At 65.4% G+C, this 25,692-nt stretch carries 22 protein-coding genes and 1 pseudogene; 11 read left to right on the top strand and 12 right to left on the bottom strand.

Annotated elements, in window-relative coordinates; translation table 11 throughout:
• Positions 1–291 precede the first annotated feature (291 nt).
• Positions 292–1,760: pseudogene (locus tag CQY20_RS04815) on the top strand (purine-cytosine permease family protein).
• A 7-nt stretch (positions 1,761–1,767) separates the two neighbouring features.
• On the opposite strand, the gene CQY20_RS04810 reads toward CQY20_RS04815, so the two are convergent.
• Entirely contained in the window at positions 1,768–4,011 is a 2,244-nt protein-coding gene (locus tag CQY20_RS04810) for a winged helix-turn-helix domain-containing protein (RefSeq protein WP_097938583.1), read from the bottom strand.
• Positions 4,012–4,179: 168 nt separating this feature from the next.
• Here CQY20_RS04810 and CQY20_RS35895 point away from each other — a divergent pair, with 168 nt between their 5' ends.
• Positions 4,180–4,308: a hypothetical protein gene (locus CQY20_RS35895; RefSeq protein ID WP_272938793.1), complete on the top strand. Its 129-nt coding sequence runs from the start codon at positions 4,180–4,182 to the stop codon at positions 4,306–4,308.
• Positions 4,309–4,591: 283 nt separating this feature from the next.
• Positions 4,592–5,497: a LysR substrate-binding domain-containing protein gene (locus CQY20_RS04805; protein WP_097938551.1), complete on the top strand. Its 906-nt coding sequence runs from the start codon at positions 4,592–4,594 to the stop codon at positions 5,495–5,497.
• Positions 5,498–5,668: 171 nt separating this feature from the next.
• Here the strand turns inward: CQY20_RS04805 and nrdE are convergent, their stop codons facing one another.
• The 4 genes from nrdE to CQY20_RS04785 form a co-directional block, all read right to left on the bottom strand.
• Positions 5,669–7,840 carry a class 1b ribonucleoside-diphosphate reductase subunit alpha gene (nrdE, locus tag CQY20_RS04800; RefSeq protein WP_097938549.1) on the bottom strand — a complete coding sequence of 724 codons (2,172 nt, stop codon included), beginning with the start codon at positions 7,838–7,840 and terminating at the stop codon, positions 5,669–5,671.
• Entirely contained in the window at positions 7,807–8,250 is a 444-nt protein-coding gene (gene nrdI / locus CQY20_RS04795; RefSeq protein ID WP_097938548.1) for a class Ib ribonucleoside-diphosphate reductase assembly flavoprotein NrdI, read from the bottom strand. The genes nrdE and nrdI overlap by 34 nt, the downstream gene beginning before the upstream one ends.
• A 34-nt stretch (positions 8,251–8,284) precedes the next feature.
• Positions 8,285–8,527 (bottom strand): redoxin NrdH, encoded by a 243-nt coding sequence (locus CQY20_RS04790; protein WP_097938546.1) that lies wholly within the window; start codon positions 8,525–8,527, stop codon positions 8,285–8,287.
• 622 nt (positions 8,528–9,149) lie between these two features.
• Positions 9,150–9,692 carry an NADPH-dependent FMN reductase gene (locus tag CQY20_RS04785; protein WP_097938581.1) on the bottom strand — a complete coding sequence of 181 codons (543 nt, stop codon included), beginning with the start codon at positions 9,690–9,692 and terminating at the stop codon, positions 9,150–9,152.
• Between the two features lie 266 nt (positions 9,693–9,958).
• Here CQY20_RS04785 and CQY20_RS04780 point away from each other — a divergent pair, with 266 nt between their 5' ends.
• Genes CQY20_RS04780 through CQY20_RS04770 form a run of 3 tightly spaced genes read left to right on the top strand, consistent with a single transcriptional unit; the run spans position 9,959 to position 12,804 of the window.
• On the top strand, positions 9,959–10,534 hold the full coding sequence (locus tag CQY20_RS04780) for a TetR/AcrR family transcriptional regulator (protein ID WP_097938579.1): 576 nt from the start codon (positions 9,959–9,961) through the stop codon (positions 10,532–10,534).
• A complete protein-coding gene (locus CQY20_RS04775) occupies positions 10,531–11,595 on the top strand; it encodes a DNA polymerase IV (RefSeq protein ID WP_097938544.1) in 1,065 nt (354 codons plus the stop codon). Before CQY20_RS04780 ends, CQY20_RS04775 begins: the two co-directional genes overlap by 4 nt.
• Positions 11,596–11,622: 27 nt before the next feature.
• Positions 11,623–12,804, top strand: coding sequence for an AAA family ATPase (locus tag CQY20_RS04770; RefSeq protein ID WP_097938542.1), 1,182 nt, complete (start codon positions 11,623–11,625; stop codon positions 12,802–12,804).
• 322 nt (positions 12,805–13,126) lie between these two features.
• Here CQY20_RS04770 and CQY20_RS04765 read toward each other — a convergent pair whose 3' ends face one another.
• Positions 13,127–13,981, bottom strand: a complete 855-nt coding sequence (locus CQY20_RS04765) for an SDR family oxidoreductase (RefSeq protein ID WP_097938540.1) — start codon at positions 13,979–13,981, stop codon at positions 13,127–13,129.
• An 18-nt stretch (positions 13,982–13,999) separates the two neighbouring features.
• Entirely contained in the window at positions 14,000–14,632 is a 633-nt protein-coding gene (locus tag CQY20_RS04760) for a TetR/AcrR family transcriptional regulator (protein ID WP_097938538.1), read from the bottom strand.
• Positions 14,633–14,749: 117 nt separating this feature from the next.
• Here CQY20_RS04760 and CQY20_RS04755 point away from each other — a divergent pair, with 117 nt between their 5' ends.
• Positions 14,750–16,234 (top strand): cytochrome P450, encoded by a 1,485-nt coding sequence (locus CQY20_RS04755; protein ID WP_097938537.1) that lies wholly within the window; start codon positions 14,750–14,752, stop codon positions 16,232–16,234.
• Between the two features lie 88 nt (positions 16,235–16,322).
• On the opposite strand, the gene CQY20_RS04750 is transcribed toward CQY20_RS04755, so the two are convergent.
• The gene (locus CQY20_RS04750; RefSeq protein WP_174814649.1) at positions 16,323–16,829 is read right to left on the bottom strand and encodes a 2-isopropylmalate synthase; all 507 of its coding nucleotides are present in this window, start codon (positions 16,827–16,829) and stop codon (positions 16,323–16,325) included.
• A 267-nt stretch (positions 16,830–17,096) separates the two neighbouring features.
• Here CQY20_RS04750 and CQY20_RS04745 point away from each other — a divergent pair, with 267 nt between their 5' ends.
• Positions 17,097–17,768, top strand: a complete 672-nt coding sequence (locus CQY20_RS04745) for a PAS and ANTAR domain-containing protein (protein ID WP_097938533.1) — start codon at positions 17,097–17,099, stop codon at positions 17,766–17,768.
• Positions 17,769–17,903: 135 nt separating this feature from the next.
• Entirely contained in the window at positions 17,904–18,668 is a 765-nt protein-coding gene (locus CQY20_RS04740) for a sulfite exporter TauE/SafE family protein (protein WP_097938531.1), read from the top strand.
• Here CQY20_RS04740 and CQY20_RS04735 read toward each other — a convergent pair.
• Both CQY20_RS04735 and CQY20_RS04730 read right to left on the bottom strand, forming a co-directional pair.
• On the bottom strand, positions 18,665–19,732 hold the full coding sequence (locus CQY20_RS04735) for a phosphotransferase family protein (RefSeq protein ID WP_097938529.1): 1,068 nt from the start codon (positions 19,730–19,732) through the stop codon (positions 18,665–18,667). The two genes, CQY20_RS04740 and CQY20_RS04735, sit on opposite strands and share 4 nt — an antisense overlap.
• A 12-nt stretch (positions 19,733–19,744) precedes the next feature.
• Complete coding sequence (locus tag CQY20_RS04730; RefSeq protein ID WP_097938528.1) at positions 19,745–20,569, bottom strand: class I SAM-dependent methyltransferase; 825 nt, start codon at positions 20,567–20,569, stop codon at positions 19,745–19,747.
• A 143-nt stretch (positions 20,570–20,712) separates the two neighbouring features.
• Here CQY20_RS04730 and CQY20_RS04725 point away from each other — a divergent pair, with 143 nt between their 5' ends.
• Entirely contained in the window at positions 20,713–21,387 is a 675-nt protein-coding gene (locus tag CQY20_RS04725) for a winged helix-turn-helix transcriptional regulator (protein ID WP_097938577.1), read from the top strand.
• 15 nt (positions 21,388–21,402) lie between these two features.
• Here CQY20_RS04725 and poxB read toward each other — a convergent pair whose 3' ends face one another.
• Together poxB and CQY20_RS04715 are read right to left on the bottom strand one after the other, a co-directional pair.
• Positions 21,403–23,139: a ubiquinone-dependent pyruvate dehydrogenase gene (gene poxB / locus CQY20_RS04720; RefSeq protein ID WP_097938526.1), complete on the bottom strand. Its 1,737-nt coding sequence runs from the start codon at positions 23,137–23,139 to the stop codon at positions 21,403–21,405.
• A gap of 68 nt (positions 23,140–23,207) precedes the next feature.
• Positions 23,208–23,975 carry an SDR family NAD(P)-dependent oxidoreductase gene (locus tag CQY20_RS04715; protein ID WP_097938524.1) on the bottom strand — a complete coding sequence of 256 codons (768 nt, stop codon included), beginning with the start codon at positions 23,973–23,975 and terminating at the stop codon, positions 23,208–23,210.
• A 107-nt stretch (positions 23,976–24,082) separates the two neighbouring features.
• Here CQY20_RS04715 and CQY20_RS04710 point away from each other — a divergent pair, with 107 nt between their 5' ends.
• A complete protein-coding gene (locus tag CQY20_RS04710) occupies positions 24,083–25,642 on the top strand; it encodes a molybdopterin-dependent oxidoreductase (protein ID WP_234816096.1) in 1,560 nt (519 codons plus the stop codon).
• Positions 25,643–25,692 lie beyond the last annotated feature (50 nt).

Genomic DNA, 25,692 nt, shown 5'->3' with positions numbered 1-25,692 from the left:
ACACTCAACGACGCCACAGCGCACTCGGCGGCCTCCCACCGATCAGCCGACTGACACCAACGTCATGACTCGGTACAGCTAGCCGGGGTGAGCTGTCATCACCCCGCCCACCAATTCACCCGGGTTAGGGATGCACAGCAGAACATCCATCTCGTTGAGCAATGACCTGCGAAATGGACATTGTGTCCTTTAGACCGTGTAGGGACTGGCCAAGGTGTCGATTCCGAATTGTGCCTGCACTGCGTACCGTTCTGCTGCCCATACGACCGCTCTGAGGAAAGCCTCGATCCGATGACGAATAAGCCCACTCCACCCGCCCCGCAGGCCACGCGCCGACCGGCGATCGAGGCCCGTTCCATCGACTATGTGCCGCTGCGCGAGCGGCACGGGACCGTCTGGCATCAAGGGCCGTTCTGGTTCACCGGCAACTTCGTCGTCACTACGATGGTCACCGGCTTCATCGGCCCGGCGATCGGCCTCACCCTCGGCTGGTCAGTCCTCGCCGTCGTTCTCGGCGCCGCGTTCGGCACCTTCTTCATGGCCTTTCACGCCAACCAGGGTCCGACGATGGGCATGCCGCAGATGATCCAGTCCCGCGCCCAGTTCGGCATGCGGGGTGCGGTCGTTCCGTTCATCGCCGTCCTGTTCGTCTATGTCGGCTTCAACGTCTTCAACGTCATCCTGGCCACCCAAGCGCTGCAGCTGGTGCTGCCCGGCACCGCCGCATTCTGGTATCCGGTCCTGATCCTCATCGCGGTGCTGCTCGCCGTCGTGGGCTATGACCTGCTGCACTTTTCCAGCGGTGGCTGTCCTACCTGATGGTGGCGGTGTTTCTGCTCGTCACGATCGCCGCCCTGACCAGTCTCGACGGCGGGTCAGCCATCCCCGATGCCGGCTTCAGCTGGGCCAGCTTCTCGATCGCCTTCGGCGCCGCGGCCGGCTACCAGATCTCGTACGCCGTGTACGTCTCCGACTACAGCCGCTACCTGCCACCCGGCGTGTCCGCCCGCCGCGTCATCGGTTGGACCTACGCGGGTGCGGCATTGTCGGCCATCTGGCTGATGGCGCTCGGGGCCTTCTTTGGATCGGCGATCGAAGCCCCCGATGCGATCGGCAGCATTCAGCAGGTTGGCAACGAAATGTTCGGTGGCTTCGGCACTTTCGCCGCGGTGATCTCCGTTCCTGCCCTACTCAGCATCATGGCGATCAACCTCTACGGCGCGATGCTCACCGGCGCAAGCGCCGTTGACGGCTTCAGGCAGATCAAACCCACCGTGCGGGCGCGCATCATCGGCATCGTGGTAATCGCGGCCATCGTGTATGCGATCGCGCTCACCATCCCCGAGAACTACCTGTCGAGTTTCAACAACTTCGTGCTGATGATGCTGTACTTCCTTATCCCTTGGACCGCCGTCAATCTCGTGGACTTCTACTTCGTGCGCCGCGGCCACTATGCCATCACGGACATCTTCAAGCCCCACGGCATCTACGGCTTGTGGTCGTGGCGCGGGCTCGTTGCCTACGCCGTCGGGTTCTTCGCGATGATGCCGTTCATCACCACCAGCTTCTTTGAAGGCCCGGGAGCCAAAGCCATTGGGGGTGGCGATATTTCGTTCGCCGTGGGATTGTTCTTGTCCGGTGTCGTTTACTGGCTGCTCACCCGCAATCTCGACCGCGAGGCCGAAGCGGCCGCGATCACGATCAGCGAGAGCGAGCTCGTCAAGCTCGAGACTGCCGACACGCCGTCAAGCCCGTCGTGAGCGCCGATTACAACAAGCCGAGCTCGCGCGCCCGGGTGACTGCCTCATTGCGGCATTCGACCCCGAGTTTGCGGTACAGCGCGCGCTGGTGGGTCTTGACGGTGTTGAGCGAGACATAAAGCCGCGCACCGATTTCGCGACGCGACAGACGGGTGGCCAAGAGGCGAAGGACTTCGAGTTCCTTGGCTGTCAGTTCCTCGACAGGACCGGACTCGTCGCGGGCGTTGACCGCTGCTGTCGCAGGGCGCTTCTGCGCGATGAGCAACCTTTCCGCAGTGGCGGGATCGGCAGAAGTTCGCAGCAGCGCGCGGGCCTCGCTGCGGCTGGCCGTCGCGGTCTGCTGATCGCCGAGGTCGGTGAGGATTCTGGCGTTGACCAACATCGCCTTGGCGACCTCGAGGATGCTGCCACCCTTGCGGGCCAGGCTGACGGCCAGTTGAGCCGCATCGGCGGCACCCCTTCGGTCACCGCGCACGTCGAGGACGGTGGCCGCCGCCAGCGACACCATCGCATCGATGAAGTGCTCACCGCGGGCCGGGTCGGTGCCCACCCCGGTGGCCCAACGAATATGGTGCTCGGCATCGGCGAGCTGTCCGGACTCGGCGGCGATCAAAGCAAGATAGCCCAGCGCATAGATGCGGCGGCGCCGATCCCCTGTCTTGTCGGCCAGTTGCACCGCCCGCTCGAAGGTCGTCTGCGCCTCACCGGTACTGCCCGAGAAGTACAGCGCGGCTCCATGAAGGTTGTAGGCGGCCGATCGGGCCTGACGCGCGTCGCCGAAGTCGAGGCTTTGCGCGCAGCGGGCCGCCGCCAGCGCGGCGGGGAGGTCACCGGTCTTGAATGCGTACACCGCATGCAGCGCCACGAGTTGAGCGTCCAGCCCGCCCTGCTCGCCGCGCTCCGACTGCGCCTCGACGGCCTCGATCCAGCCACGCGCGTCATCGAACCGCCCGACGTTCAGCGCGACCCAGGCCCGAGCCGTGCTCAGCCGCGCATCGCCGGCCACGCTTTCGTCGGGAAGCAGGTCGAGCCAGCCGGAGACGGTGGACAGCCCGCCGCTGTTGACTTCGTTGACCCAGTCCGCGGCGATCAGATCAGCACTTCTGGCGATGTCACCGGCAGCCACCAAGTGGCGCAGCGCCTCATCGACGAGGCCCTCGGCCTCAAACCAGGCCGCGGCTCGCCGGTGCAAAACCGCTACCTCATCGGGCCTGCTTCGTTTCAGTTCCGCGCGCAGCAACTCGCCGAACAGCTGATGGTAGCGATACCAGCGACGCGACATGTCCAGCGGCACAACAAAGAGATTTTCGTGCTCCATCGTCTCCAACACCGCAGCCGAGCCCGAGGTGTGCAGCACCGCGTCACACAGCGCACCGCTGAGGCGTCCCAACACCGAGCTGCGCAGCAAAAAGTCGCGTAGTTGGGGTGGCTGACCGTCGAGCACCTCGCACATCAGGTAGTCGACGACATGGCGGTTATCGCCGGCGAAGGTCCGGATGAACGCTGAGGAATCGGCTCGCCCCGTGAGCGAAAGAGCGGCAAGGTAGAGACCGGCAGCCCACCCTTCAGTGCGTTGGTGCAACAGCGCCACATCCTCCTCAGTCAAGGCCAGTCCCAAAACGTCGTTGAGCAGTACGCCGGCCTCGGTGACACCGAAACACAAGTCCTCGCTGCGCATCTCGACAAGTTCGCCGCTGGCCCGTAGCCGAGCCAACGGCAACATCGGATCCGATCGGGTGGCGACCACGATGCGGAAACTGGTCGGCATTCGGCTGATGAAGAAAGCCACTTGTTCGTGAACTGCTCGATTCACCACCACGTGGTAGTCGTCAAGGATCAGCGCCATCGGGTGAGTGTTGGCGTCCAGATCGTTGAGCAGGGTCGGCAGTGCGGCCTGCACCGGATCAGCCCCCAGCCTCAGCAACTCGACTGCGCGATTGCCCGCCCCGGCATTGATCTGCTGTAGCGCGGCGATCACATACATCCAGAACCACACTGGGTCGTTGTCGGAATCATCCAGCGTCAGCCAGGCAAACCGCTGGTCCTCACCGGAACCCAACGCCCACTGCGCGAGCAGTGTCGTCTTACCCCAACCCGCCGGCGCACTGAGCAACGTCAGCTTGCGGCCGCGCCCCGCTGCCAATGCCTCCAGCAGAGCACACCGACGCACCAGTTCACCCCCGATGGCCGGAACGTGAACCTTGGTGGCCAACAACACTGCTCGCTCGGCGTCGGTGTCCTCAGAAGCCATCTCAGCGGGAACAACACTGTGGTTTTCTGTCTGGCCGCTCGGAGCCATCGTGAGCGACGATTGCGGTGTCCCAATCGAATCGGATTCATCGTGTGTCATCACGGCAACCTCACCGTGGCGCAGCTCGTTCGGCGTCGTCATGGCCGCGACACCAACACATACCCACCGATGCCGAACACCACCGGCACCATCATCAACAACCCGAACGCCGTGCTCATCGCCGTCTCTCGATTCCGCTATGTCGACGGCTGCGGCCTTGGGCACCCCCGTGCGCGGAAGGAAAGCGTCTCGACATGAGGCAAAGCGAGCGCCTCAAGGTAAGACACTTGCGGGCACGCTGACCGTGTCATCGTCTTCCCGCTTGGCCGCAGTTGTTCAAACCATGGGCGGGATCTCACCCGAGTTGACGGAAGACGGAGGATCCGGCATTTCGGATGTGACCTCGTGTGCTTTCCATCACAGCAACACCAGGCCATCAAGTCCAACGAGCGATATTGATCTGACTCATCTATGAAATAGCTGAACTGTGTGATCTATTAGGCCGTTCTCGGCCATCTATGAAATAGATAGACTAGGCACCGTGGAACTCCGTCAACTGGAGTACTTCATCGCCGTCGCCGCCGAGATGAACTTCTCCCGTGCCGCACAACAAGTCCATGTTGTCCAATCGGCGCTCTCGACATCGGTGAGCAAGTTGGAGAAAGAGCTCAACGTCGAGCTGTTCGACCGGTCCAAACAACAAATCAAGATCACTCCGGCCGGCGAGCTGTTCCGTGAGCACGCCCGACGCGTCCTCCAGACCGCTCGGTTGGCCAAGGATTCGATGGCCGTCTACCAGGGTGAGCTGACCGGAACAGTCGATCTCGGATCGCTCATCTCATTCGGCAAACTCGATGTGCCGAAGATATTGGGCGAGTTCCATCAACTGTATCCGTTTGTCCGAATCAAGCTGCGGCAGAGCCAAACTGGCTCGACAGCCTACTTGTCAGCGATCGCCGACGGGTCACTCGACCTCGCGTTGGTCTCGGCTCCGGACCGCTTCCCGGCGGGTGTCGAGATGCAAGAACTGTCGACGGAGCCGATGGTATTCGTCTGTCGGCCGGATCATCCTCTCGCTCACCGCGACCATGTCGAGATCTGCGAGCTCGCCGACGAGGATCTGATCGGTTTCCCAACCCAATTCGGTCTCCGGCGCCTGGTCGACGACGCGTTCGCAGCCGCAGGCATCACCGCGCACGTGCCCTACGAAGTGGCGCTTGAGTACCACGTCGCGGCAGGTCTGGTGAAACACGGTCTGGGCACCATCTTCATGCCCGAAAGCGAAGCCGCGCGTTACCCCGAATTGTGTGCCGTCGACGTGCGACCGGCGGTGATGTGGACGATCTATCTCGCATCGGCAGAACCATCACGCCTTGCCCCGGCGAGCGCCCGCCTTGCCAAGCTGTTGCTCGCAGCAGCCGACGCCACGTCGGATTCCGGTAGCTGATATCGCGTCAGACGATCAATTCGTCTGCAACCCAGCGCATGTCCGGATACGGGTGGGCAGCCCCAGCACGGTGTGGTCGAATCCGGCGTCGGCCGCCTCGGCGATGGCGGCGCGGGTGGCGGCCGGCGCCTCGTCCCTTTGCTCGCCGGATTGCGTGCGTGACGCGACGGCTCACAGCATGCAGCTGACGCAGCCCTCGACTTCCGTCCCCTCCAGGGCCATCTGGCGAAGCCGGATGTAGTACAGCGTCTTAATGCCCTTGCGCCAGGCGTAGATCTGCGCCTTGTTGACATCGCGGGTGGTCGCGGTGTCCTTGAAGAACAGGGTCAGCGACAGCCCCTGATCCACGTGCTGGGTGGCCGCGGCGTAGGTGTCGATGATCTTCTCGTAGCCGATCTCGTAGGCGTCCTGGTAGTACTCCAGGTTGTCGTTGGTCATGTATGGCGCCGGGTAGTAGACGCGGCCGATCTTGCCTTCCTTGCGGATCTCGATCTTGCTCGCCACCGGGTGGATCGAGCTCGTCGAGTGGTTGATGTAGGAGATCGATCCGGTCGGCGGGACCGCCTGCAGGTTCTGGTTGTAGATGCCGTGCTTTTGCACCGACTCCTTGAGCTTGACCCAGTCCTCCTGCGTCGGGATGTGGATGTTGGACTTGGTGAACAGCTCGCGCACCTTGTCGGTCTTCGGCTCCCACACCTGGTCGGTGTACTTGTCGAAGAACTCGCCCGACGCGTACTTCGACCGCTCAAAGCCCTTGAAGTGCGTGCCGCGTTCGATCGCGATCTTGTTCGACGCCCGCAGCGCGTAGAACAGCACAGAGTAGAAGTAGATATTCGTGAAGTCGATGCCCTCTTCCGACCCGTAGAAGATCCGCTCGCGCGCCAGGTAGCCGTGCAGGTTCATCTGCCCCAGGCCGATCGCGTGAGAGTCGTTGTTGCCCTGCTCGATCGAGGGCACCGAGTAGATGTGCGTCTGGTCGGACACCGCCGTCAGCGCCCGGATCGCGACCTCAACGGTCTGCGAGAAATCCGGTGAGTCCATCGCCTTGGCGATGTTGAGCGAGCCGAGGTTGCACGAGATGTCCTTGCCTACCTTGGCGTAGGAGAGGTCGTCGTTGAACACCGACGGCGTCGACACCTGCAGGATCTCCGAGCACAGGTTGCTGTGGGTGATCTTGCCGTCGATCGGGTTGGCCCGGTTCACCGTGTCCTCGAACATGATGTACGGGTAACCCGACTCGAACTGCAGCTCGGCCAGCGTCTGGAAGAACTCGCGCGCTTTGATCTTCGTCTTGCGGATCCGCGGGTCGTCGACCATCTCGTAGTACTTCTCGGTGACCGAGATGTCGGCGAACGGCAACCCGTAGACGCGTTCGACGTCATACGGCGAGAAAAGGTACATGTCCTCGTTCTTCTTGGCCAACTCGAACGTGATGTCGGGAATCACCACGCCCAGCGACAGCGTCTTGATGCGGATCTTCTCGTCGGCGTTCTCACGCTTGGTGTCGAGGAACCGGTAGATGTCGGGATGGTGGGCGTGCAGATACACCGCGCCCGCGCCTTGCCGCGCGCCGAGCTGGTTGGCGTAGGAGAACGAGTCCTCGAGCAGCTTCATGATCGGAATGACGCCCGAGCTCTGGTTCTCGATGTTCTTGATCGGCGCGCCGTGCTCGCGAATGTTGCTCAGCAACAACGCGACTCCGCCACCGCGCTTGGACAGCTGCAGCGCTGAGTTGATCGAGCGTCCGATCGACTCCATGTTGTCCTCGATGCGCAGCAGGAAGCAACTCACCGGCTCGCCGCGCTGCTTCTTACCCGAATTGAGGAACGTCGGGGTGGCCGGCTGGAACCGACCGTCCATGATCTCGTCGACGAGTTTCTCGGCCAGGGTGGTGTCGCCGGCGGCCAGCGTCAGCGCCACCATGACGACGCGGTCCTCGAACCGTTCGAGGTAGCGCTTCCCGTCGAACGTCTTCAACGTGTAGGACGTGTAGTACTTGAACGCGCCGAGGAACGTCGGGAACCGGAACTTCTTGGCGTAGGCGCGGTCGAGCAGGCTCTTGACGAAGTTGCGCGAGTACTGGTCGAGCACCTCGCGCTCGTAGTACTCGTTCTGGATCAGGTAGTCGAGCTTCTCGTCGTAGTTGTGGAAGAAGACCGTGTTCTGGTTGACGTGCTGCAGGAAATACTGGTGTGCCGCCTCGCGGTCCTTGTCGAACTGAATCTTGCCCTCGGCGTCGTACAGATTCAGCATCGCGTTGAGCGCGTGGTAATCCGTCTCACCCGGCAGCGCGTGCGCGCCGCTGTTGGTTACAGGCTCTGCAGCTGTGACGGTTGGTGGCACGTCTGGTCCTTCCAAAATTCCTCGAGACCCGCCCGGACGGCTTGCACGTCGTCCGGGGTTCCCATCAGTTCGAAGCGGTACAGGTAGGGCACGCCGCACTTGCGGGACACCACGTTGCCCGCATAGGCGAACTCGGCGCCGAAGTTGTTGTTGCCGGCGGCGATGACGCCGCGCAGCAACGACCGATTGTGTTCGTTGTTCAAAAACGCGATGACCTGTTTGGGCACATAGCCGCCGTCGTTGATGTCGGGAGTGGCGCGCCCACCACCGTAGGTGGGCAGCACCAACACGTACGGCTCATCGACCTCGATGCGTCCATGCAGCGGTATCCGGATCGCGGGTAGCCCCAGCTTCTGCACGAACCGGTGGGTGTTTTCCGACACGCTGGAGAAATAGACGAGGTTACTCATCTCGCTTCCCCTTTCTTGCCTGTCGGAAATGTCGCTATGCGGTGAGTACCCCGGTACCGGCCAGCGCCTTGATCCGGTCCGGACGGAAGCCCGACCAGTGGTCGTTGCCTGCGACCACGACGGGCGCCTGCAGGTAGCCCAGCGCCATCACGTAGTCCCGCGCCTCGGCATCCATGGTGATGTCGACCTTCTCGTAGGCGATGCCCTGCTTCTCCAGCGCCTTGTAGGTGGCGTTGCACTGCACGCATGCCGGCTTGGTGTACACGGTGACGTTCATCGGCGGTACGGCTCCTCTGCGGGACTAGACATCGGACTGGCAACTGCTTTGGTACTGCTTCTCGCTGAGTTTCAGCGACCCGCGGACCCCCAAAATTCCGGAAGTCCGGAGCGCTTGACCGACCTGTCGTCGGAGCCGACTGGGCCGGACTCAGCGTTCCGGCCGACCCTTGAAGGCCCGGAAGCCGTAGGGGTCTGTCGGTGCTCCAAACACTACACCTAGTGCCCGACATTCAGAAGGGATACAACATGTTCTGAACAACATTTGTGAAATTCCCTGGTCGTAAGCTCGATGGCAGCGTCGTCCCCGGCGTGTCGTACGTCACATCGCCTGCGTGTCGGGTCCTGGGCGTAGGTCTACCAGAGGCCACCGACAGCGACGCCGACGCGGATCGTCACGGTGACGTAACAGCAAAGTCGAAATCGCGGTCAGCACCCGCGGGCCCGACAGTGGTCCAGCGAGCCTGCACGATCCCGCGAGACGGAATCCAGGCAGCGAAAGTGCGAGTAGCGACCCGCTCAGATTCCGTCTCGCGGGGAATGCGGGGCGCGCGCTTGAGCGGAAATGAAAAACCGGCGCGTCGCGTGACGCGCCGGTTCCAAGATGAAGCTCGTCTGGGCTCTTAGGACACTTCGGCGGCCAGCTTGCCGACGATGTCACGCAAGGTCGCGGCGACCTCGGCGCTTTCCTTGGGGTGCTTACCGTCCAGCGTGGGGGACGGCACCGAGAGCTTGAGATCCTCGACGACCCGGGGCCCTGCGATGCCGAAGGACTTGCGGGTTTCGTCGTGCGCCCACACGCCGCCGTACCGGCCGTGCGCCACCCCCACGACAGCCAGCGGCTTGTCCTTCAGCGCGCTGTTGCCGAATGGTCGTGACAACCAGTCGATCGCGTTCTTGAGCACGCCGGGAATGCTGCCGTTGTACTCCGGCGTGACGACCAGGGCCGCATCCGCCTCGGCCGCAGCGGCGCGAAGCGCTGCGACGGACGTCGGCGCGTCTGGGGTATCGATGTCTTCGTTGTAGAACGGCAGGTCGCCCAGTCCCTCGTAGAGCGAAACGGTGACACCTTCCGGTGCGGTTTCGACAGCCAGTTCGGCCAGCTGCCGATTTATCGACGCCGCACGCAAGCTGCCCAGCAGCGCGATGATCTTGACGTCCGCCATGTCGAGAATCCCCTTCCGTCGGGTCGTGTACATCGTCGCAGACCGAAACTGGACTACGGTCCGTTTTATTCCACCTGAGTTAAAGTGCAGAGGTGGGTACCGCGGACGCGAGGAGCAAAACAGACCCCGCGGACGCGAGGAGCAAAACAGACCCCGCGGACGCGAGGAGCAAAACAGACCCCGCGGACGCGAGGAGCAAAACGGCCCCCGCCGACGCCGAGGACCGCGAGGGGGCCGGCGACGCTGCCCCTGAACAGCTCGGCACTCTGCCGGTATCCGCCCCGCAGGAGCGGGGCGACGCCGCACGCAATCGCGAGCTTCTGCTGGATGCCGCCCGCCGACTGATCGCCGAGCGCGGCGCCGACGCCATCTCTATGGACGATATCGCCGCCGAAGCAGGCGTGGGCAAGGGGACGCTGTTCCGCCGGTTCGGCAGCCGAGCGGGGCTGATGATGGTGCTGCTCGACGAGGATGAACGTGCCAGCCAGCAGGCGTTCCTCTTCGGTCCGCCGCCGCTGGGCCCGGACGCGCCGCCCCTGGAACGGCTGCTGGCGTTCGGACGCGAACGACTGCGCTTCGCCCATACTCACTATCCGCTGCTTTCGGAGGCCAACCGCGATCCGGAGACCCGCTACGGCGCCCCGGCCGCGGTGCAGCGCACGCACGTGCGCCTGCTGCTGGAAACCGCGGGCACCACCGGAGATCTCGACATTCAGGCCGACGCACTGTTGGCGATGCTCGACGCCGACTACGTGCATCATCAACTCACCGATATGGGCGAGACACTGGAATCCCTCGGCGAAAAGTGGGAGAGCTTGGCGCGCAAGCTCTGTGGCAAGTGAGCACCTGGGTTCTGCACGTCGATCTCGACCAGTTCCAAGCCGCGGTCGAGGTCCGACGCCACCCCGAACTGGCGGGACGGCCGATCATCGTCGGCGGCAACGGCGATCCCGCCGAGCCGCGCAAGGTCGTCACGTGCGCGTCGTATCGGGCGCGGGAGTTCGGCGTGCACGCGGGCATGCCGCTGCGCAGCGCGGCACGCAAATGCCCGGACGCGGTGTTTCTGCCACTGGACACCGACGCCTACGACAAGGCCTCCGAAGAAGTGATGGGGTTGCTGCGGGACTTCGGCTATCCCGTCGAGGTGTGGGGCTGGGACGAGGCCTATGTCGGAGCCGATGTCGACGACCCTGTCGCGCTGGCCAAGCAGATCCGCGAGGTCATCGCGGCCGAAACCGGTTTGACCTGCTCGGTGGGCATCAGCGACAACAAACAGCGCGCAAAGGTGGCGACGGGCTTCGGCAAACCCCGTGCCCGCGGAAATGGTCACGCGTCGGGCGTCTTCATGCTCACCGAAGCCAACTGGATGACGGTCATGGGCGACCGCCCGGTCGACGCGTTGTGGGGAATCGGACCCAGAACCGCCAAAAAGCTTGCCGGTCTTGGCATTACCACCGTCGCCGACCTCGCCTCGACGGATGCAGAACTGCTGACGTCGACATTCGGGCCGACGACCGGCCTGTGGATCCTGCTGCTGGCCAAGGGTGGCGGCGACACCAACGTCAGCGCCGACCCCTGGGTGCCCCGCTCACGCAGCCACGTCGTCACCTTCCCCAAGGACCTGACCGAGCGAGATGAGATGGAGGCGTCCGTAATAGACCTCGCGCGGCAGACGCTCGACGAAATCGTCGAACAGGGCCGCGTGGTCACCCGGGTGGCGGTGACAGTGCGCACCAAGACGTTCTACACCCGCACGAAGATCCGCAAGTTGCCCTCGGCGAGCGTCGATTTCAATCTCATCAAGTCGACGGCGATCGATCTTCTGAACCAGTTCGAGCTCGACAGGCCGGTCCGGCTGCTCGGTGTCCGCCTCGAGCTGGCGCCACCGACGGGCGGTTATTGAGTCACACCCGGCCAATACCCTGACCACATGCTGACCACGATCGCCGTTCGCGGATACCGCTCGCTACGCGAGATCGTGCTGCCGCTTCGCCGACTCACCGTCATCACCGGCGCCAACGGCACCGGCAAGTCGTCGCTGTACCGGGCGTTGCGGCTGCTCGCCGACTGCGCACGCGGAGAGGTCATCGGATCGTTGGCCCGCGAGGGCGGACTGGAGTCGGTGCTGTGGGCGGGCCCGGAACAACTGGCCGGCGCCCGGCGAACTGGCCGCGTCGAGGGCACCACCAGAACGGGTCCGGTCGCTCTCGAGATGGGTTTCGCAGCAGACGATTTCGGCTATCTTGTCGACCTCGGGCTGCCTCAGATGGCGGGTCCCGGCTCGTTGTTTTCGCTGGACCCGGAGATCAAGCGCGAAGCGGTCTTCGCAGGCCCGGCCATGCGGCCTGCCTCGACGCTGGTGCGCCGCACGCGCGAATACGTGGAGGAGAGCGCGGGCCGCGGCTTCGAGGAGGTGACGCGGTCGCTGCCGCCGTATCGCAGCGTGCTCGCCGAGTACGCACACCCCGGCGCCCATCCCGAGCTTGCCGCGGTCCGGCACCGGCTCCGCACCTGGCGCTTCTACGACGGCTTCCGCGTCGACAGGAGCGCGCCGTCTCGGCTTCCGCAGGTCGGCACCCGCACCCCCGTGCTTTCCGACGATGGCCGTGATCTGGCCGCCGCCGTGCAGACCATCATCGAGGCCGGCTTCGACGACCTGTCCCGCGCGGTGGCCGACGCCTTCGACGGCGCGACCGTTTCGGTGGCTGTGCACGACGGGCTGTTCGATCTCCAGTTGCAGCAGCCCGGCATGTTGCGCCCCCTGCGCGCAGCCGAATTATCCGACGGCACACTGCGATTCCTGCTGTGGGCGGCCGCACTGCTGAGCCCGGACCCGCCGTCGCTGATGGTGCTCAACGAACCGGAGACCTCGCTGCATCCAGACATGTTGCGGCCCTTGGCATCCCTGATCACCGCCGCAGCCGAGATGACTCAGGTCGTCGTCGTCACCCATTCACGGGCGATGTTGGAGTTCCTCGGCACCGTGCCCATCGCCGATGCGGACGACGACACCACCGCGGTGGAGATCCCGCTGTTCAAGGAACTCGGCGAGACCCGCATCGAGGGCCTCGGCATGTTGACCACCCCGCCGTGGGACTGGGGAAGGCGTTAGCCGGCAAGCCGCCGAGGCGTAAAAGTACTTCGCCCGCCACCGGTAGCCCACGTTTCTTGTGCCGAACGTGAAGTTCTTGCGAGAAATCGGCTTGAAAATCGCTGAGGTTTCACGCTCGTCGGGGGTGACGGTCCTGCACGCCGGAGAGGCATCGACGCTCTAGGGATGACATTTTCCCTTCCGGGCAAGGGCTTCTTTCCAGGTCGAAAGCGCGTCCATCGACAAGCGCGATCATGCGGCCGACGTCTGCGGCCAGATCGGCCTGACCGACCAGACCGATCTGTTCTTGACCATCACCGACGCGCTGGGCATCCAGCGGTGATCACCGCATGCCCGACCGCAGCGCCCGGCTGAAGATCACGTTGGCCTGCCGCATCGCCACGCTGTAAGGCCACCACGCCACGCGCTTGAACAAGTAGAGCGCGCGGATGTCCGGTGAGGTGTAGATCAGGTAGCGGTTCTTTGCGACACCGCGCAGGATGCGGTCGGCCACATGTTCCGGAGACACAGCATGGCCGGTGAACCGGTCGGTCCACTTCTTCACGTTGGGGTTGTCGCGGTCAACGCCGGCGATCTGAACCGTATGCACCAGTGGGGTTTTCACCGCGCCCGGCACCACAACCGAGACCCCGATACGGTGGCGCGCAAGGTCGAACCGCAACACCTCCGACAGTCCGCGCAGGCCGTACTTGCTGGCGCTGTAGGCCGCATGCCATGGCAGCGCCACCAACCCGGCCGCCGAGGACACGTTGACCAGGTGACCGCCGCGGCCCGCTTGCACCATCGGCGGGACGAACGCCTCGATCACGTGGATCGGCCCCATCAGGTTGATGTCGATCATCGACTTCCAGTGCTCGTGAGTGAGCCGATCAACGGTGCCCCACGCCGAGACCCCGGCGATGTTCATCACGATGTCCATGGCGGGGTGGTTGGCGTGGATGTCGGCGGCGAACCGGGACACCGCGTCGTAGTCGGAGATGTCGAGGGCGCGGTGTTCAGCCACTGCGCCACCCAGCGCGCGGGCGTCGGCGACCGTCGTCGCCAACCCATCGGCGTCGCGGTCGGTGAGATACAGCGTCGCCCCGTGCGCGGCCAGCTTGAGCGCGGTTGCGCGGCCGATGCCGCTGGCGGCCCCGGTCAGAAAGCAACGTTTACCGTCAAAGCCGCTCTGCGCCATGGCGGTGACCTTACTGACCTACTTGTCGGGCAGTTCGTCGGCGCCCCAGATCGCGGCCACCCACAACCGTTCGAGCGCGTCGACGGCGCGATTCGGATCGGTGTCACGGCCCACGAAGGCGCTGTCGCGGGTCAGCGTCATCGTCGTCGTCGCAGCAAGTGTGCGCACCAAGGCGGGCAGGTCGTCGGAAATCGGCCGCGCGTCGGCATCCTGCTCGAGCAGCGTGACCAGCTTGTCGATGATGCCGTCGTAGAAGTCGTCCATCATCTCGCGGATCTGCGCGTCGGTGTTGCGCGCCACCGCACAGGCTCTCAACACCGGGTCGTCGTTGGCGTACACCGCGGCGGCGCTGCCGACCATGCGCTTGGCGAAGGCCGCTGGCGTCTCGCCCGGTTCCCGCGGGGCGAAATGATGCGTGAGGCTGTCGAGCAGATCACCGGCGTCGGCCAGGATCACCGCGAGCACCGCGTATTTGGAGTCGAAGTAGAAGTAGAAGCCCGATCGTGCGACCCCCGCACGTTCACTGATGGTGCTGACGGACAGGTCGGCGAAGGATCGTTCGTGCAGCAGCTCCCTGACGGCGGCGATGATCGCGTCGCGTTGCCTGTCGCCGCGGCTGCGACGCATCTCGGGCGCGGATTCTGCGGTCATGGTCTAGACCTTCGCACCGGGACTCACCAGGTCCAAACTTGACATGCGTCAAGTGTGCCATTCAGGATGAAGATGAAAGTGACAACGGCCACAGTCTTTTCGCTTGGGGAGCATCGAATGCCGACGATCAGCACCAAAGATTACGTCCTTGACCAGGCCAGGCGGCGCATCACCACGTCGCCGTTCCTCACCTTGCCTGGCATGGGCTGGGTCGAGAAGAAGCTGCTGGACTACCCGTGGCCGCAGCATCCCTGGGCCGAGCCTCCCGCGGGCAGCAACCTCAAGCCCGTGATGGGCGACGGCGGGCTGCCGATCATCAGCCACATGATCGAGATGTTCCGCGGCGGGCCCGACTTTTGGCTGCACCTCTACCGCACGCGCGGCCCGATGGTGCTGATGGACTCCCCGATCATCCCGTCGGTCGCCGCGCTGGGACCCGATGCGGCACAAGCGATCTACTCCAACCGCAACAAGGACTTCTCACAGCAGGGCTGGGTGCCCGCCATCGGCCCGTTCTTCAAGCGCGGCTTGATGCTGCTGGATTTCGACGAGCACATGTTCCACCGGCGGATCATGCAGGAAGCGTTCGTCCGCAGTCGGCTGGCCGGCTACGTCGAGCACATCGACACGGTGGTGTCCAAGGTCGTCGCCGAGGACTGGGTGGCTGATGACCCCCGCTTCCTGCTCTATCCGGCGATGAAGGAGTTGACGCTCGACATCGCCTCGATGGTGTTCATGGGCCACGAGCCGGGCACCGACAAGGAACTGGTGACCAAGGTGAACCGCGCGTTCACCATCACGACCAGGGCAGGCAACGCCATCATCCGCACCAGCGTGCCGCCGTTCACCTGGTGGCGCGGGCTGAAGGCACGCGAATACCTCGAGCAGTACTTCGAGCAGCGGGTGCGCGAGCGCCGCGGCAAGGAGGGCTCGGATCTGTTGACCGTGCTGTGCCAGACCGAGGACGAAGACGGCAACAAGTTCTCCGACGAAGACATCGTCAACCACATGATCTTCTTGATGATGGCGGCGCACGACACGTCGACGTCGACCGCCACCACCATGTCGCACTATCTGGCGGCCAACCCGGAATGGCAGCAGCGTTGCCGCGACGAGTCCGACCGACTCGGCGACGGCCCGCTCGACATCGAGGCGCTGGAGAAGCTGGAATCCCTCGACCTGGTGATGAACGAGTCGATCCGGCTGGTGTCGCCTGTGCAGTGGGCGATGCGGCAGACGGTGCGCGACACCGAACTGCTCGGCTACTACCTGCCCAAGGGCACGAACGTGATCGCCTATCCGGGCATGAACCACCGGCTCGAGGAGATCTACCCCGAGCCCTACAAGTTCGACCCGGACCGCTTCGCCGAACCGCGCAGCGAGCACAAGAAACACCGCTACGCGTTCACGCCGTTCGGCGGCGGCGCGCACAAGTGCATCGGCATGGTGTTCGGTCAGCTCGAGATCAAGACGATCATGCATCGGCTGCTGCGCCGCTACCGCCTCGAACTGCCGCGGCCCGGCTATCAGGCGCGGTATGACTACGGCGGTATGCCGGTGCCGATCGACGGCATGCCGATCGTGCTGCGGCCCCTGCACTGACCGCCCCGTTCTTTTCGGCGAGCAGACGCTCGTGCCCGCAAAAGCCCAGGACGCTGCGGACTTTAGCGTCTGCTCGCGAGAGAAAATCCTAGGAAGCGGCCAGCAGCCGGTTGGCGCACGCGATGACCGCCCGCAGCGCCGACTGCGTCGCGTCCGCGTCCACCCCCATCGCCCACTCGTCGCGTATGCCGTTGCTGCCACGGATGAAGGTGGCGGTCTTCTCGCCGGTCGGGATCTGGTGAAAGGCGGTCATCTCGACGGGGATGCCGTGGTCGTAGAGCATCGCGGTGAGCGCGGCCACGGGTCCCGACGCCGCAACCGAAGCGGTGCTGATGCGGTCCCCGATCGCCAGGGTCGCTTGATAGTGGCGCGGCTGAGGCCCCAGCCGCGTGGCCGGGCAATCCTCGTCGGTGCACGCCCACTGCCCCAACCGCAGGGGCCCGGAGTCGGGCGCATACATGTCGTGGAATGTCTGCCAGGACATCTGAGCAGCCTCCTCACGCAGCCCGCGAGGAACGGGGGCGGTGAAGCAGCCCGCGGCGTTGGCCGACGCATACGGTGCTGCGCGATGTGCAGATTGTGGTGGTGATGTCATGTGCCGGGCTTCTGTGGAGGAAGAAAGTGACCGACGAGATAGCAATGACCCGCAGCGAGGGGTCGGTCAGGATCAGACCCCGCTGGGGATTGCTACTACGAGTCGCCTCAGCACGTCACGAATGCTAGACCTCGGTCATGATGAGCTGCAAGTTCGTTTTGCGGATACCCGTAGGGCGTATCTGTTCGCTACCCGCGCTGTGGGCCAACGCCGCAGATGGCATCCTTCCTCTACTTGACCGCTTGCGGCCACGGTGGGGGTGGATGAATGAGTCAGGGCGCTGACATGCACGAAGACAGCGCAACCGAGACGCGCAACGGGGTCGGCTCATTTCGCTACTACCGGGCCGATGACCGCTGGGAGTGGTCAGATGAGGTCGCCCGGATGCACGGCTATGAACCGGGCAGCATCGAGCCGACGACCGACCTGATCATGTCGCACAAGCATCCCGACGACGCGGCGAAGGTCGCGCTCCTGCTCGAGTCGATGTCGGGTAAGGGCGACCCATTCAGCAGCAGCCACCGCATCATCGACACCGCGGGCCGCACCCGCAATGTCCTCGTCGTCGGGCAGCAACTTCACGACGAGACCGGCGCCGTGATCGGCAACGAGGGCTTCTACGTCGACCTGTCGACGCTCGGCCCCGAGCAGAGCGTGGACGCCGCGATCGCCGATTTCACCGCCAACCGCTCGCAGATCGAGCAGGCCAAGGGCATCCTGATGGCCATCTACAAGATCTCCGCCGACCACGCATTCGACATCCTGGTCTGGCGCTCCCAGGAGACGAATACCAAGCTGCGCAAGCTGGTGGCGCAGATCATCGAGGACTTCACCACCGAACTCAACGTGCCTGCAAGCGTGCGCGAACGCGCGGACCACCTGCTGCTCACCGCCCACAAGCGAATCGGCCGCCGTCTCGTCGAGAGCACCGACGAGTAGCGGCACAAACGCCGCTGTGCAGCATCAAGGCGCCGGTTCGCCCGTTCCCTTCGCGAAATGGATGAAACAGCGCCTCAATTTGACCGACAGGGTCGGGCGCGGCGCCGATTCTGCACGCGGGCACGATAGCTGGCGATGGCATGGTGGGATGCCGCCTTCCTCGCCGTTGCCGGGGTTGCGGGCGGGTTGACGGGCAGCATCGCCGGATTGGCGTCGGTCGCCACCTATCCCGCGCTGCTGGTGGTTGGGCTTCCGCCGGTCACCGCGAACGTGACCAACACCGTCGCGCTGGTCTTCAGCGGGATCGGCTCGGTGTGGGGATCGCGGCCGGAGATGAAGGGGCAGAGCCGCTGGCTGCGACGAATCATCCCGGCCGCCGCGGTGGGCGGCGCGGCAGGCGCGGCGCTGCTGTTGTCGACGCCCGCGGAAGGTTTCGAATACGCCGTGCCGATCCTCATCGGATTCGCCTCGCTCGCGATCGTCCTCCCCCGTAAACCGGCCCGCGGCGCCACCGTCGCCGACCACCGGAGGTTGACGCTCGCCACCGTGGCGGAGTTCGTCGCGATCTTTCTGATCTGTATCTACGGCGGCTATTTCGGCGCGGCGGCCGGGGTGCTGATGCTGGCACTGCTGCTGCGGGCGGGCCACGCGACGCTCGCCCACGCCAACGCAGGCAAGAACGTCATCGCCGGCGTCGCGAACTCTGTCGCCGCAGCGGCTTTCGTCATCGTCGCGACCGTTCACTGGGCCGCAGTCGCCGCCCTCGGCATCGGCTGTCTGCTCGGATCGCGGTTGGGCCCGGTGGTGGTGCGTCACGCGCCCGCGGGGCCGATGCGTGTGTTGATCGGCACCTCCGGCGTGGCGCTCGCGGTCAAGCTCGGGATCGACACGTACGGCTAATCAAGCTCAAAAGGGTTGTCGTTCTTAGCAACTCGGGTTCCTAGGTCGATCAGGTTCTGCGCATTGGCGTGCAGCGCCTCGCCTGCTTCTCGGCTTGCCTGGCCCATCAGGTAACGCGACCAGGTGCCCTCGATGACGATGCCGAGCTTGAAGCACGCCATCGCGACATACCAGTCCAGCCGCTCGCTTTCCCGGCCGCCCGCCGCGTAGTAGGCCTCCAGCAATTCTCCGCGGCTGGCCAGCCCGCCGAGCGCGGCCAGCTGTGCGCCAGCGGTAATCGCGTTGGTGTGCAACGGCCATGAGATCAGCATCCAGCCGAGGTCGAGCAGCGGGTCGCCGACGGTGCACATCTCCCAGTCGACGAATGCCGCCAGCTCCGGCTTGTCCCTCCGCAGCAGCACATTGTTCAAATGCGGGTCGCCGTGCATGATTCCGGGCTTGCTGTCGGGCGGACGATTCGCCTGCAGCCATTCCGCGAGATCGGTGACCGCAAGCGATTCGGGGTCGTAGCGGTCGTGCCGATAGCTTTCCAGCAGGCGGAGGAACTGCGGGACTTGGCGTTCCAGAAACGATCCCGGCCGTTTGAGCTCCGCCAGCGGCTTGCCCTCCCATTCGGCGTTGCCGAGCCGGGCGAGGCTCGCGGCGTACGACAAGCCGACCTGGTGCCGCATCTTCGCGTCGCGGACGTACGCGGCGGCGATGTCGGCGCCCGGGTTGAACCCGTCGATCTCCTCCATGAGGTAGAACACGACTCCGAGCACGTCGAGGTCTTCACAGCCGGCGATGAAGCCGGGGTGCGGCACATCCGTACCGGCCAGGGTGCGCAGCGCGGCGATCTCGCGCAGCATCGTCTTGTCGCTCGTCGGCCGCGGGTGAAGCGGCGGACGACGCAGCACCATCGGACGTCCGTCGATGTGGACTCGCACAACGATGTTCTGCGTGCCGCCGGTCAACGGCTCGACGTCGCTGACGGTGTCACCGAGGCCCTGCTGTCGCACCCAGCGTTGCAGGGCGGCCTGGTCGGACTCGCTTAGTGTCGGCAGCGGCGGCGCGTCGTCGAGCATGCACACATGGTGTCAGGCCTTGCGCGCGGTCAACAGCAGGTACTCCCACTCCATGGCGTGGCCGCCGCGGAGGAAGTCGTCGCCGATCCGTGCGATCTCGGCGTCCAGCGTCGCGACCCGGTCGCCATCGTCGGCGATGTTGCGGTACGCGGCGATCGTCGGTCCGTACGTGGCCTTGAAGTACTCGCGGAACTCGGCCCCGTCGGCGAAATGGTCGACGGTGAGCGTGCGGCGCTCGGTCGCCACATCCGTGGCCCGGTCGCCGAAAAGCGCTCGCACGTGGTCCTCGCGACCCCACAACGGCGGCGGCTGCGCACCGGCGGGCGGCGGCGCCATGTACGGCTTCATGGTCGCGAAAAGTTCACCGATGTGGCCTTCCGGCGTCCAGCTGAGCAGACCGATGCGGCCGCCCGGTTTGCAGACCCGGACAAGTTCGTCGGCGGCGCGCTGATGGAACGGCGCGAACATCACGCCGATGCATGACATCACGACGTCGAACTCGTCGGCGCCGAACGGCAATGCGTGAGCGTCGGCCTCGCGCCACTCCAACGTGACGCCGTGTTCGGCGGCGACGGCCTCGCCCGCCTGCAGCAGCTCCGGGGTGAGGTCGCTGGCGACGACGCTGGCGCCGGTGCGGGCCGCCGGGATGGCGGCGTTTCCGGTGCCTGCCGCCACGTCGAGTACGCGGTCACCGGGTCCGATGCCGAGGGCCTCGACCAACACGGGGCCCAGCGGCGCCACCAGCTCGGCGGCCAGCCTGGGGTAATCGCCGGTGGCCCACATCGCGCGGTGCTTGGCCACTACCGCCACATCGACGGTTTCGGTGTCGCTCGTCATTTTCGATGTCCTTCCGTGCGGGGTGGTGTGAAGTCCTGCCAGAATCGTCGGGCCGCACGGCTGCGCCGTTCTAGTAGCAAATCTGTACCGGCACTGGTTCGATATCTGTACTGCTGTTTCTCCGCACGACGGAGGTGCTAGAGATGTCCGGATACGGCCAGTTCTGTCCGGTGGCCAAGGCCATGGAACTTCTCGACGAGCGCTGGACCATGCTTGTCATCCGGGAACTGCTGTCCGGCAGTTCCCACTTCAACGAGCTGCGCCGCGGCGTGCCGAAGATGTCGCCGGCGCTGCTGTCGAAGCGGCTGAAAACCTTGACCAGGGCCGGTGTCGTCGAACGCTGCGAGCACGACGGCCGCACCACCTATTCGCTGACACCGTGCGGCAAGGAACTCGCCGACGTGGTCGAGTCGCTCGGCGCGTGGGGGGTGCGCTGGATCGGCGAGCTGGGCGAGGAAGACCTCGACCCTCATCTGTTGATGTGGGACATGCGGCGCACGATCCCGGTAGAGGCGTGGCCACGCACCCGCACGACGCTGGCATTCGTGCTCAGCGGAGTGGCGCCGAAGGCGTCGCGGTGGTGGATGGTCGTCGCCGACGGCGAGGCCGACGTTTGCGATTTCGATCCAGGCCATGACGTGGCCGCAACGGTGGAAACCAGCCTGCTCACGTTGACGCGGATCTGGCGCGGCGATGTCAGTTGGGCGCAAGCCCTTTCCGACGGCAGCGTCGCGGTCACCGGCCCGGCCGACATCCGCCGCGCGGTGCCGACCTGGATCGGGCAGAGCTCACTGGCGGAGGTGCCGCGGCCGGCGTGACCGAGAACCCGTCGCTCAGTCCAGGATTCGGCGCGCGACGTTGGTGGTGACCAGATCCAGCAGTTCGTCGGCGCGTCCGGCGAGGATCGTGCGGATCGCATACAGCGAAAAGCCTTTGGCCTGTTCGACAGTGATCGCGGGCGGTATCGACAGCTCCTGGCGCGCGGTGACGACATCGACCACCGCGGGACCGTCATAGGCGAACGCGTCGGCCACAGCCCGCTCGAGATCCGCGGGATGCTCGACGCGGCGGCCGAAGACGCCCATCGCCTGGGCGACGGCGGCGAAATCCGGGTTGTGCAGATCGGTGCCGAAATTGACGATTCCGGCCGCCTTCATCTCGAGCTCGACGAAGTTCAGCGACGAGTTGTTGAACACAATCACCTTGACCGGCAATCGATTCTGGATCAGCGTCACGAGCTCACCGAAGAGCATCGTCAGCCCGCCGTCACCGGCCAGTGCGATCACCTGCCGGTCGCGGAATGCGGTTTGCGCGCCGATCGCATGCGGCAACGCGTTGGCCATGGTGCCGTGATTGAACGACCCGATCAGCCGACGGCGGCCGTTCATGCTCAGGTACCGCGCCGCCCACACCACCGGCGAGCCGACGTCGACGGTGAACACCGCATCATCGGCGGCCAACCGGTTCACAGATCCGGCAACGTATTCCGGTCGGATCGGGGTGCGGTCGCGGTCGTTGACGGCCAGCTCGTCGAGCCGCTTGCGCGTCTTGCGGTAGTGATTGAGCGAGCGGTCGAGATGCTCGCGCTGCGTTTTCTGGTGCAGCAGCGGCTGCAGGGCCGCAAGGGTGTCGCCCACAGTTCCGAGCAGTCCGAGGTCAATCGGCGCGCGGCGGCCGAGATTTCGGCCGCGAATGTCGACTTGGACGATCTTCGCGTTGTCCGGATAGAACTGTTGATACGGGAAGTCCGTGCCGAGCATCAGCAGCGCGTCGGACTCCTTGATCGCCTTGTAGCCGGAGGCGAAACCCAGCAGCCCGGTCATGCCGACATCGAACGGGTTGTCGTACTCGATGAACTCCTTGCCGCGCAACGCGTGCACGATCGGCGCGTGCAACGTCGAGGCGGCCGCGATCACGGCGTCGTGGCTGCCCTCGACACCCGCGCCAGCGAGGATCGTTACGGCGTTGGCGTCGTTGAGGATTGCCGCGGCCCGCTGCAGCGACGCCTCGTCGGGACGGATCACCGAGCGGGTCGGCTCGACGGGTCGCGCCGGCCACGCCGACGCGTCGGCCTTTTGCAGGAACAGCTCGCCGGGAATCACCACCACCGCCACGCCGCGCTCCTCGATGGCCGCACGCATCGCCATCTCAAGGATGCGCGGCAACATCTCGGCGGTGCTGACCAGTTCACGGTAGACGCTGCACTCGCGAAAGAGGTCCTGCGGGTGGGTTTCCTGGAAGTACTCCGAACCGATCTCGGTGCGTGGGATGTGCGCGGCGATCGCCAGCACCGGCACCCGGCTGCGCTGCGCATCGAACAGCCCGTTGATCAGGTGCAGGTTGCCCGGCCCGCAGCTGCCCGCGCACACCGCGAGGCGACCGGTCAGTGCGGCGTCGGCCGCGGCTGCGAACGCGGCCGCCTCCTCGTGACGGACGTGCTCCCAAGCCATTTCGGGGCTGCGGCGAATGGCGTCGGTGAACCCGTTGAGGCTGTCGCCGGGCAGCCCGTAGACGCGGCGCACGCCGCTGGCCGCGAGTGCAGAGATGACGTGGTCGGCGATGGTCGACACGCGCTTACCCTATGCGATTTCGGCGCGCTAACGTGCGCGTAGCGCCCCTTAGCGCGCCGAAATCACCTCTACTTGGCGGCGAACCTCTGGCCGGCGTCCAGCCGGATGCACTGGCCGTTGAGCATCGGGTTCTCCACGATCGCCACGGCCAGCTTTGCGTACTCCTCGGGCTTGCCGAGGCGCCTCGGGAACGCCGCATCCTTCGTCAACGCCTTGGCGAAGTCCTCCGGGATGCCTTCGGTGAGACCGGTGGCGAACAGGCTCGGCGCGATCGCCAGCACCCGGATGCCCAGGCTGCCCAGGTCGCGCGCCATCGTCAGGCACATGCCCGCGATGGCGGCCTTCGACGCCGTGTAGGCGACCTGGCCGATCTGGCCCTCGAACGCCGCGATCGACGAGGTGTTGATGATGACGCCGCGTTCCTCAGCCTCGTCGTCAACCGGCTCGTTCTTGCTCATCTGCCACGCCGCGAGCCTGCTGACGTTGAACGTGCCGATCAGGTTCAGGTCGATGCCCTTGCGGAACGACTCCAGGCTGTGCGGGCCCCCCTTGCTGATGGTGCGCTCACCCGCGCCGCCGCCTGCGGTGGTGACCGCGATGTGCAGTCCGCCGAGCGCCTCGACCGCCTGCGCGAGGGTCCTCTCGGTGCCGTCGAAGTCGGTGACATCCACCTCGTGGAACGACCCGCCGATCTCGTCGGCGACCTGCCTGCCCTTCGACTGCGGCCGGTCAAGGATCGCCACGCTGGCGCCCCGCTTGGCCAGCGCCTCGGCGGTGGCCTTGCCGAACCCGGACGCGCCGCCGACGATTACCGCCTTCTTCCCCGCGATCTGCATCTGGCTCCCTTTCCAATAAGCGCTCAATTTGTAAAGTCGTGAAGCAACCTAACCGATGTCACTTTTACGTAAGCCTTTCGGGGTCGCGGATCGGTAGCTTGGCCAGCATGGCGAGCGGCAGCAGGGAGATGGCCGGTATCGCGGCGGCCGCCGTGGCGCTGGGCGTCACGCAACTGCTAGCCGCGTTCGTCGGCCCGCAGGCCGACTCGCGCACCGCGGTCGGGTCGACGGTCATCGACCTGACGCCAGGCCCGGTGAAGGAATGGGCGATCACCACGTTCGGTACGGCCGACAAGGTCGTGCTGACAGTGGCGGTGCTCGCGGTGATCGCGCTGATTGCCGCGGTGACCGCGTCGCGCGAATCGCGCCGCGCCCCGATTGGCAGCGCGGCGATCGTCCTGGCCGGCGTTGCCGGATGCGCCGCGGTGTTGTCGCGTCCGGGTGCGACGGCGGCCGACACCGTTCCGACCATCGTCGGCGCGGTCTGCGGTGTAGCGGTGCTGCGCCTGCTGCTCTCCGGCCGCTTCACCGACGACGCCCCCAAAACCGCCGACACCGCTGATCCCAAGCACGCCGACGTTCCCGACCCCGGCAGGAGGCGGTCGCTGATCACGCTGGGGTTGTTGACGGCGGGGGCCGTCAGCGGCATGGCGGGCGTGGTGCTGGCGCGCGCGAAGACGTCGGTGGCCGGCGAGCGCGACGCGTTTGCATTGCCCGCCGTCGACGTCGCCGCCAAGCCGATCCCACCCACGGTGCAGCCCAAGGGCATTGCGCTGCCGTCGTTCGTCACCAGCAACGACGACTTCTACCGGATCGACACCGCGCTCACAGTCCCCCAGTTGAGTCGCGAGGAGTGGCAATTGCGGATCCACGGCATGGTGGACCGCGAAATCACCTACCGGTTCGCCGATCTCGAGCGGTTCGAAACCGTCGAGAAGGTCGTCACGCTGACGTGTGTGTCGAATCCGGTTGGCGGCGACTTGATTTCGAACGCCACCTGGATCGGCTACCGGGTGCGCGACCTACTCGCCGATGCGGGTATTCATCCCGACGCGGACATGGTGTTGTCCAAGTCCAGCGACGGGTTCACCGCGGGCACCCCGGTCGAGGCGCTCACCGACGGCCGCGACGCGCTGTTGGCCGTCGGGATGAACGGCGAGCCGCTGCCGACCGAACACGGCTACCCCGCCCGCCTGGTGGTACCGGGCCTCTACGGCTATGTGTCGGCCACCAAGTGGGTCGTCGATCTCCAGCTGACCCGGTTCGACAAGGCCGAGGCGTACTGGACGCGGCTGGGCTGGTCGCCGCACGGGCCGATCAAGACCGAGTCCCGCATCGACGTTCCCCGTAGCGGCGAGGTGGTGCAGCGGGGGCCGGTGACGTTCGGTGGTGTCGCGTGGGCGCAGAACCGCGGCGTGAAGGCCGTCGAGGTGCGCATCGACGGCCCCGGCAAGCAGGGTTCGTGGCAGCAGGCGCAGCTGGGCGACGGCTATTCCAACGACACCTGGCGGCTGTGGAGCTTCCCGTGGCAGGCCGACGAGTCCGGCGCGCACACCATTACCGTGCGCGCCACCGACAACACCGGCGCCGTGCAGACCGAGCAGTGGGCCGACCCGGTGCCCGACGGAGCCAGCGGCTGGCATTCGGTTTCCTTTACCGTCGGCTAACTCTCCCTTTCCGGCGAGCGGGCGTGCCCGTCGCGGCCCAACCCCTTTCC

Source organism: Mycolicibacterium agri (genome assembly GCF_002553505.1).
Lineage (GTDB): Bacteria > Actinomycetota > Actinomycetes > Mycobacteriales > Mycobacteriaceae > Mycobacterium > Mycobacterium agri.
This window is presented reverse-complemented; position numbering and strand designations above follow the sequence as displayed.

Bases quoted from the DNA above. Each gene is read 5' to 3' on its own strand.
- CQY20_RS04755 (WP_097938537.1), top strand. From the start codon at position 14,750: ATGCCGACGATCAGCACCAAAGATTACGTCCTTGACCAGGCCAGGCGG.
- CQY20_RS35895 (WP_272938793.1), top strand. From the start codon at position 4,180: ATGCCGAACACCACCGGCACCATCATCAACAACCCGAACGCCGTGCTC.
- CQY20_RS04725 (WP_097938577.1), top strand. From the start codon at position 20,713: ATGTCCGGATACGGCCAGTTCTGTCCGGTGGCCAAGGCCATGGAACTT.
- CQY20_RS04790 (WP_097938546.1), bottom strand. From the start codon at position 8,527: ATGAACGTCACCGTGTACACCAAGCCGGCATGCGTGCAGTGCAACGCC.
- CQY20_RS04710 (WP_234816096.1), top strand. From the start codon at position 24,083: ATGGCGAGCGGCAGCAGGGAGATGGCCGGTATCGCGGCGGCCGCCGTG.
- CQY20_RS04740 (WP_097938531.1), top strand. From the start codon at position 17,904: ATGGCATGGTGGGATGCCGCCTTCCTCGCCGTTGCCGGGGTTGCGGGC.
- CQY20_RS04765 (WP_097938540.1), bottom strand. From the start codon at position 13,981: ATGGCGCAGAGCGGCTTTGACGGTAAACGTTGCTTTCTGACCGGGGCC.
- CQY20_RS04735 (WP_097938529.1), bottom strand. From the start codon at position 19,732: ATGCTCGACGACGCGCCGCCGCTGCCGACACTAAGCGAGTCCGACCAG.
- nrdI (WP_097938548.1), bottom strand. From the start codon at position 8,250: ATGAGTAACCTCGTCTATTTCTCCAGCGTGTCGGAAAACACCCACCGG.
- CQY20_RS04810 (WP_097938583.1), bottom strand. From the start codon at position 4,011: ATGGCTTCTGAGGACACCGACGCCGAGCGAGCAGTGTTGTTGGCCACC.
- CQY20_RS04770 (WP_097938542.1), top strand. From the start codon at position 11,623: ATGCTGACCACGATCGCCGTTCGCGGATACCGCTCGCTACGCGAGATC.
- CQY20_RS04760 (WP_097938538.1), bottom strand. From the start codon at position 14,632: ATGACCGCAGAATCCGCGCCCGAGATGCGTCGCAGCCGCGGCGACAGG.
- CQY20_RS04715 (WP_097938524.1), bottom strand. From the start codon at position 23,975: ATGCAGATCGCGGGGAAGAAGGCGGTAATCGTCGGCGGCGCGTCCGGG.
- CQY20_RS04785 (WP_097938581.1), bottom strand. From the start codon at position 9,692: ATGGCGGACGTCAAGATCATCGCGCTGCTGGGCAGCTTGCGTGCGGCG.
- CQY20_RS04750 (WP_174814649.1), bottom strand. From the start codon at position 16,829: ATGACATCACCACCACAATCTGCACATCGCGCAGCACCGTATGCGTCG.
- CQY20_RS04745 (WP_097938533.1), top strand. From the start codon at position 17,097: ATGAGTCAGGGCGCTGACATGCACGAAGACAGCGCAACCGAGACGCGC.
- CQY20_RS04730 (WP_097938528.1), bottom strand. From the start codon at position 20,569: ATGACGAGCGACACCGAAACCGTCGATGTGGCGGTAGTGGCCAAGCAC.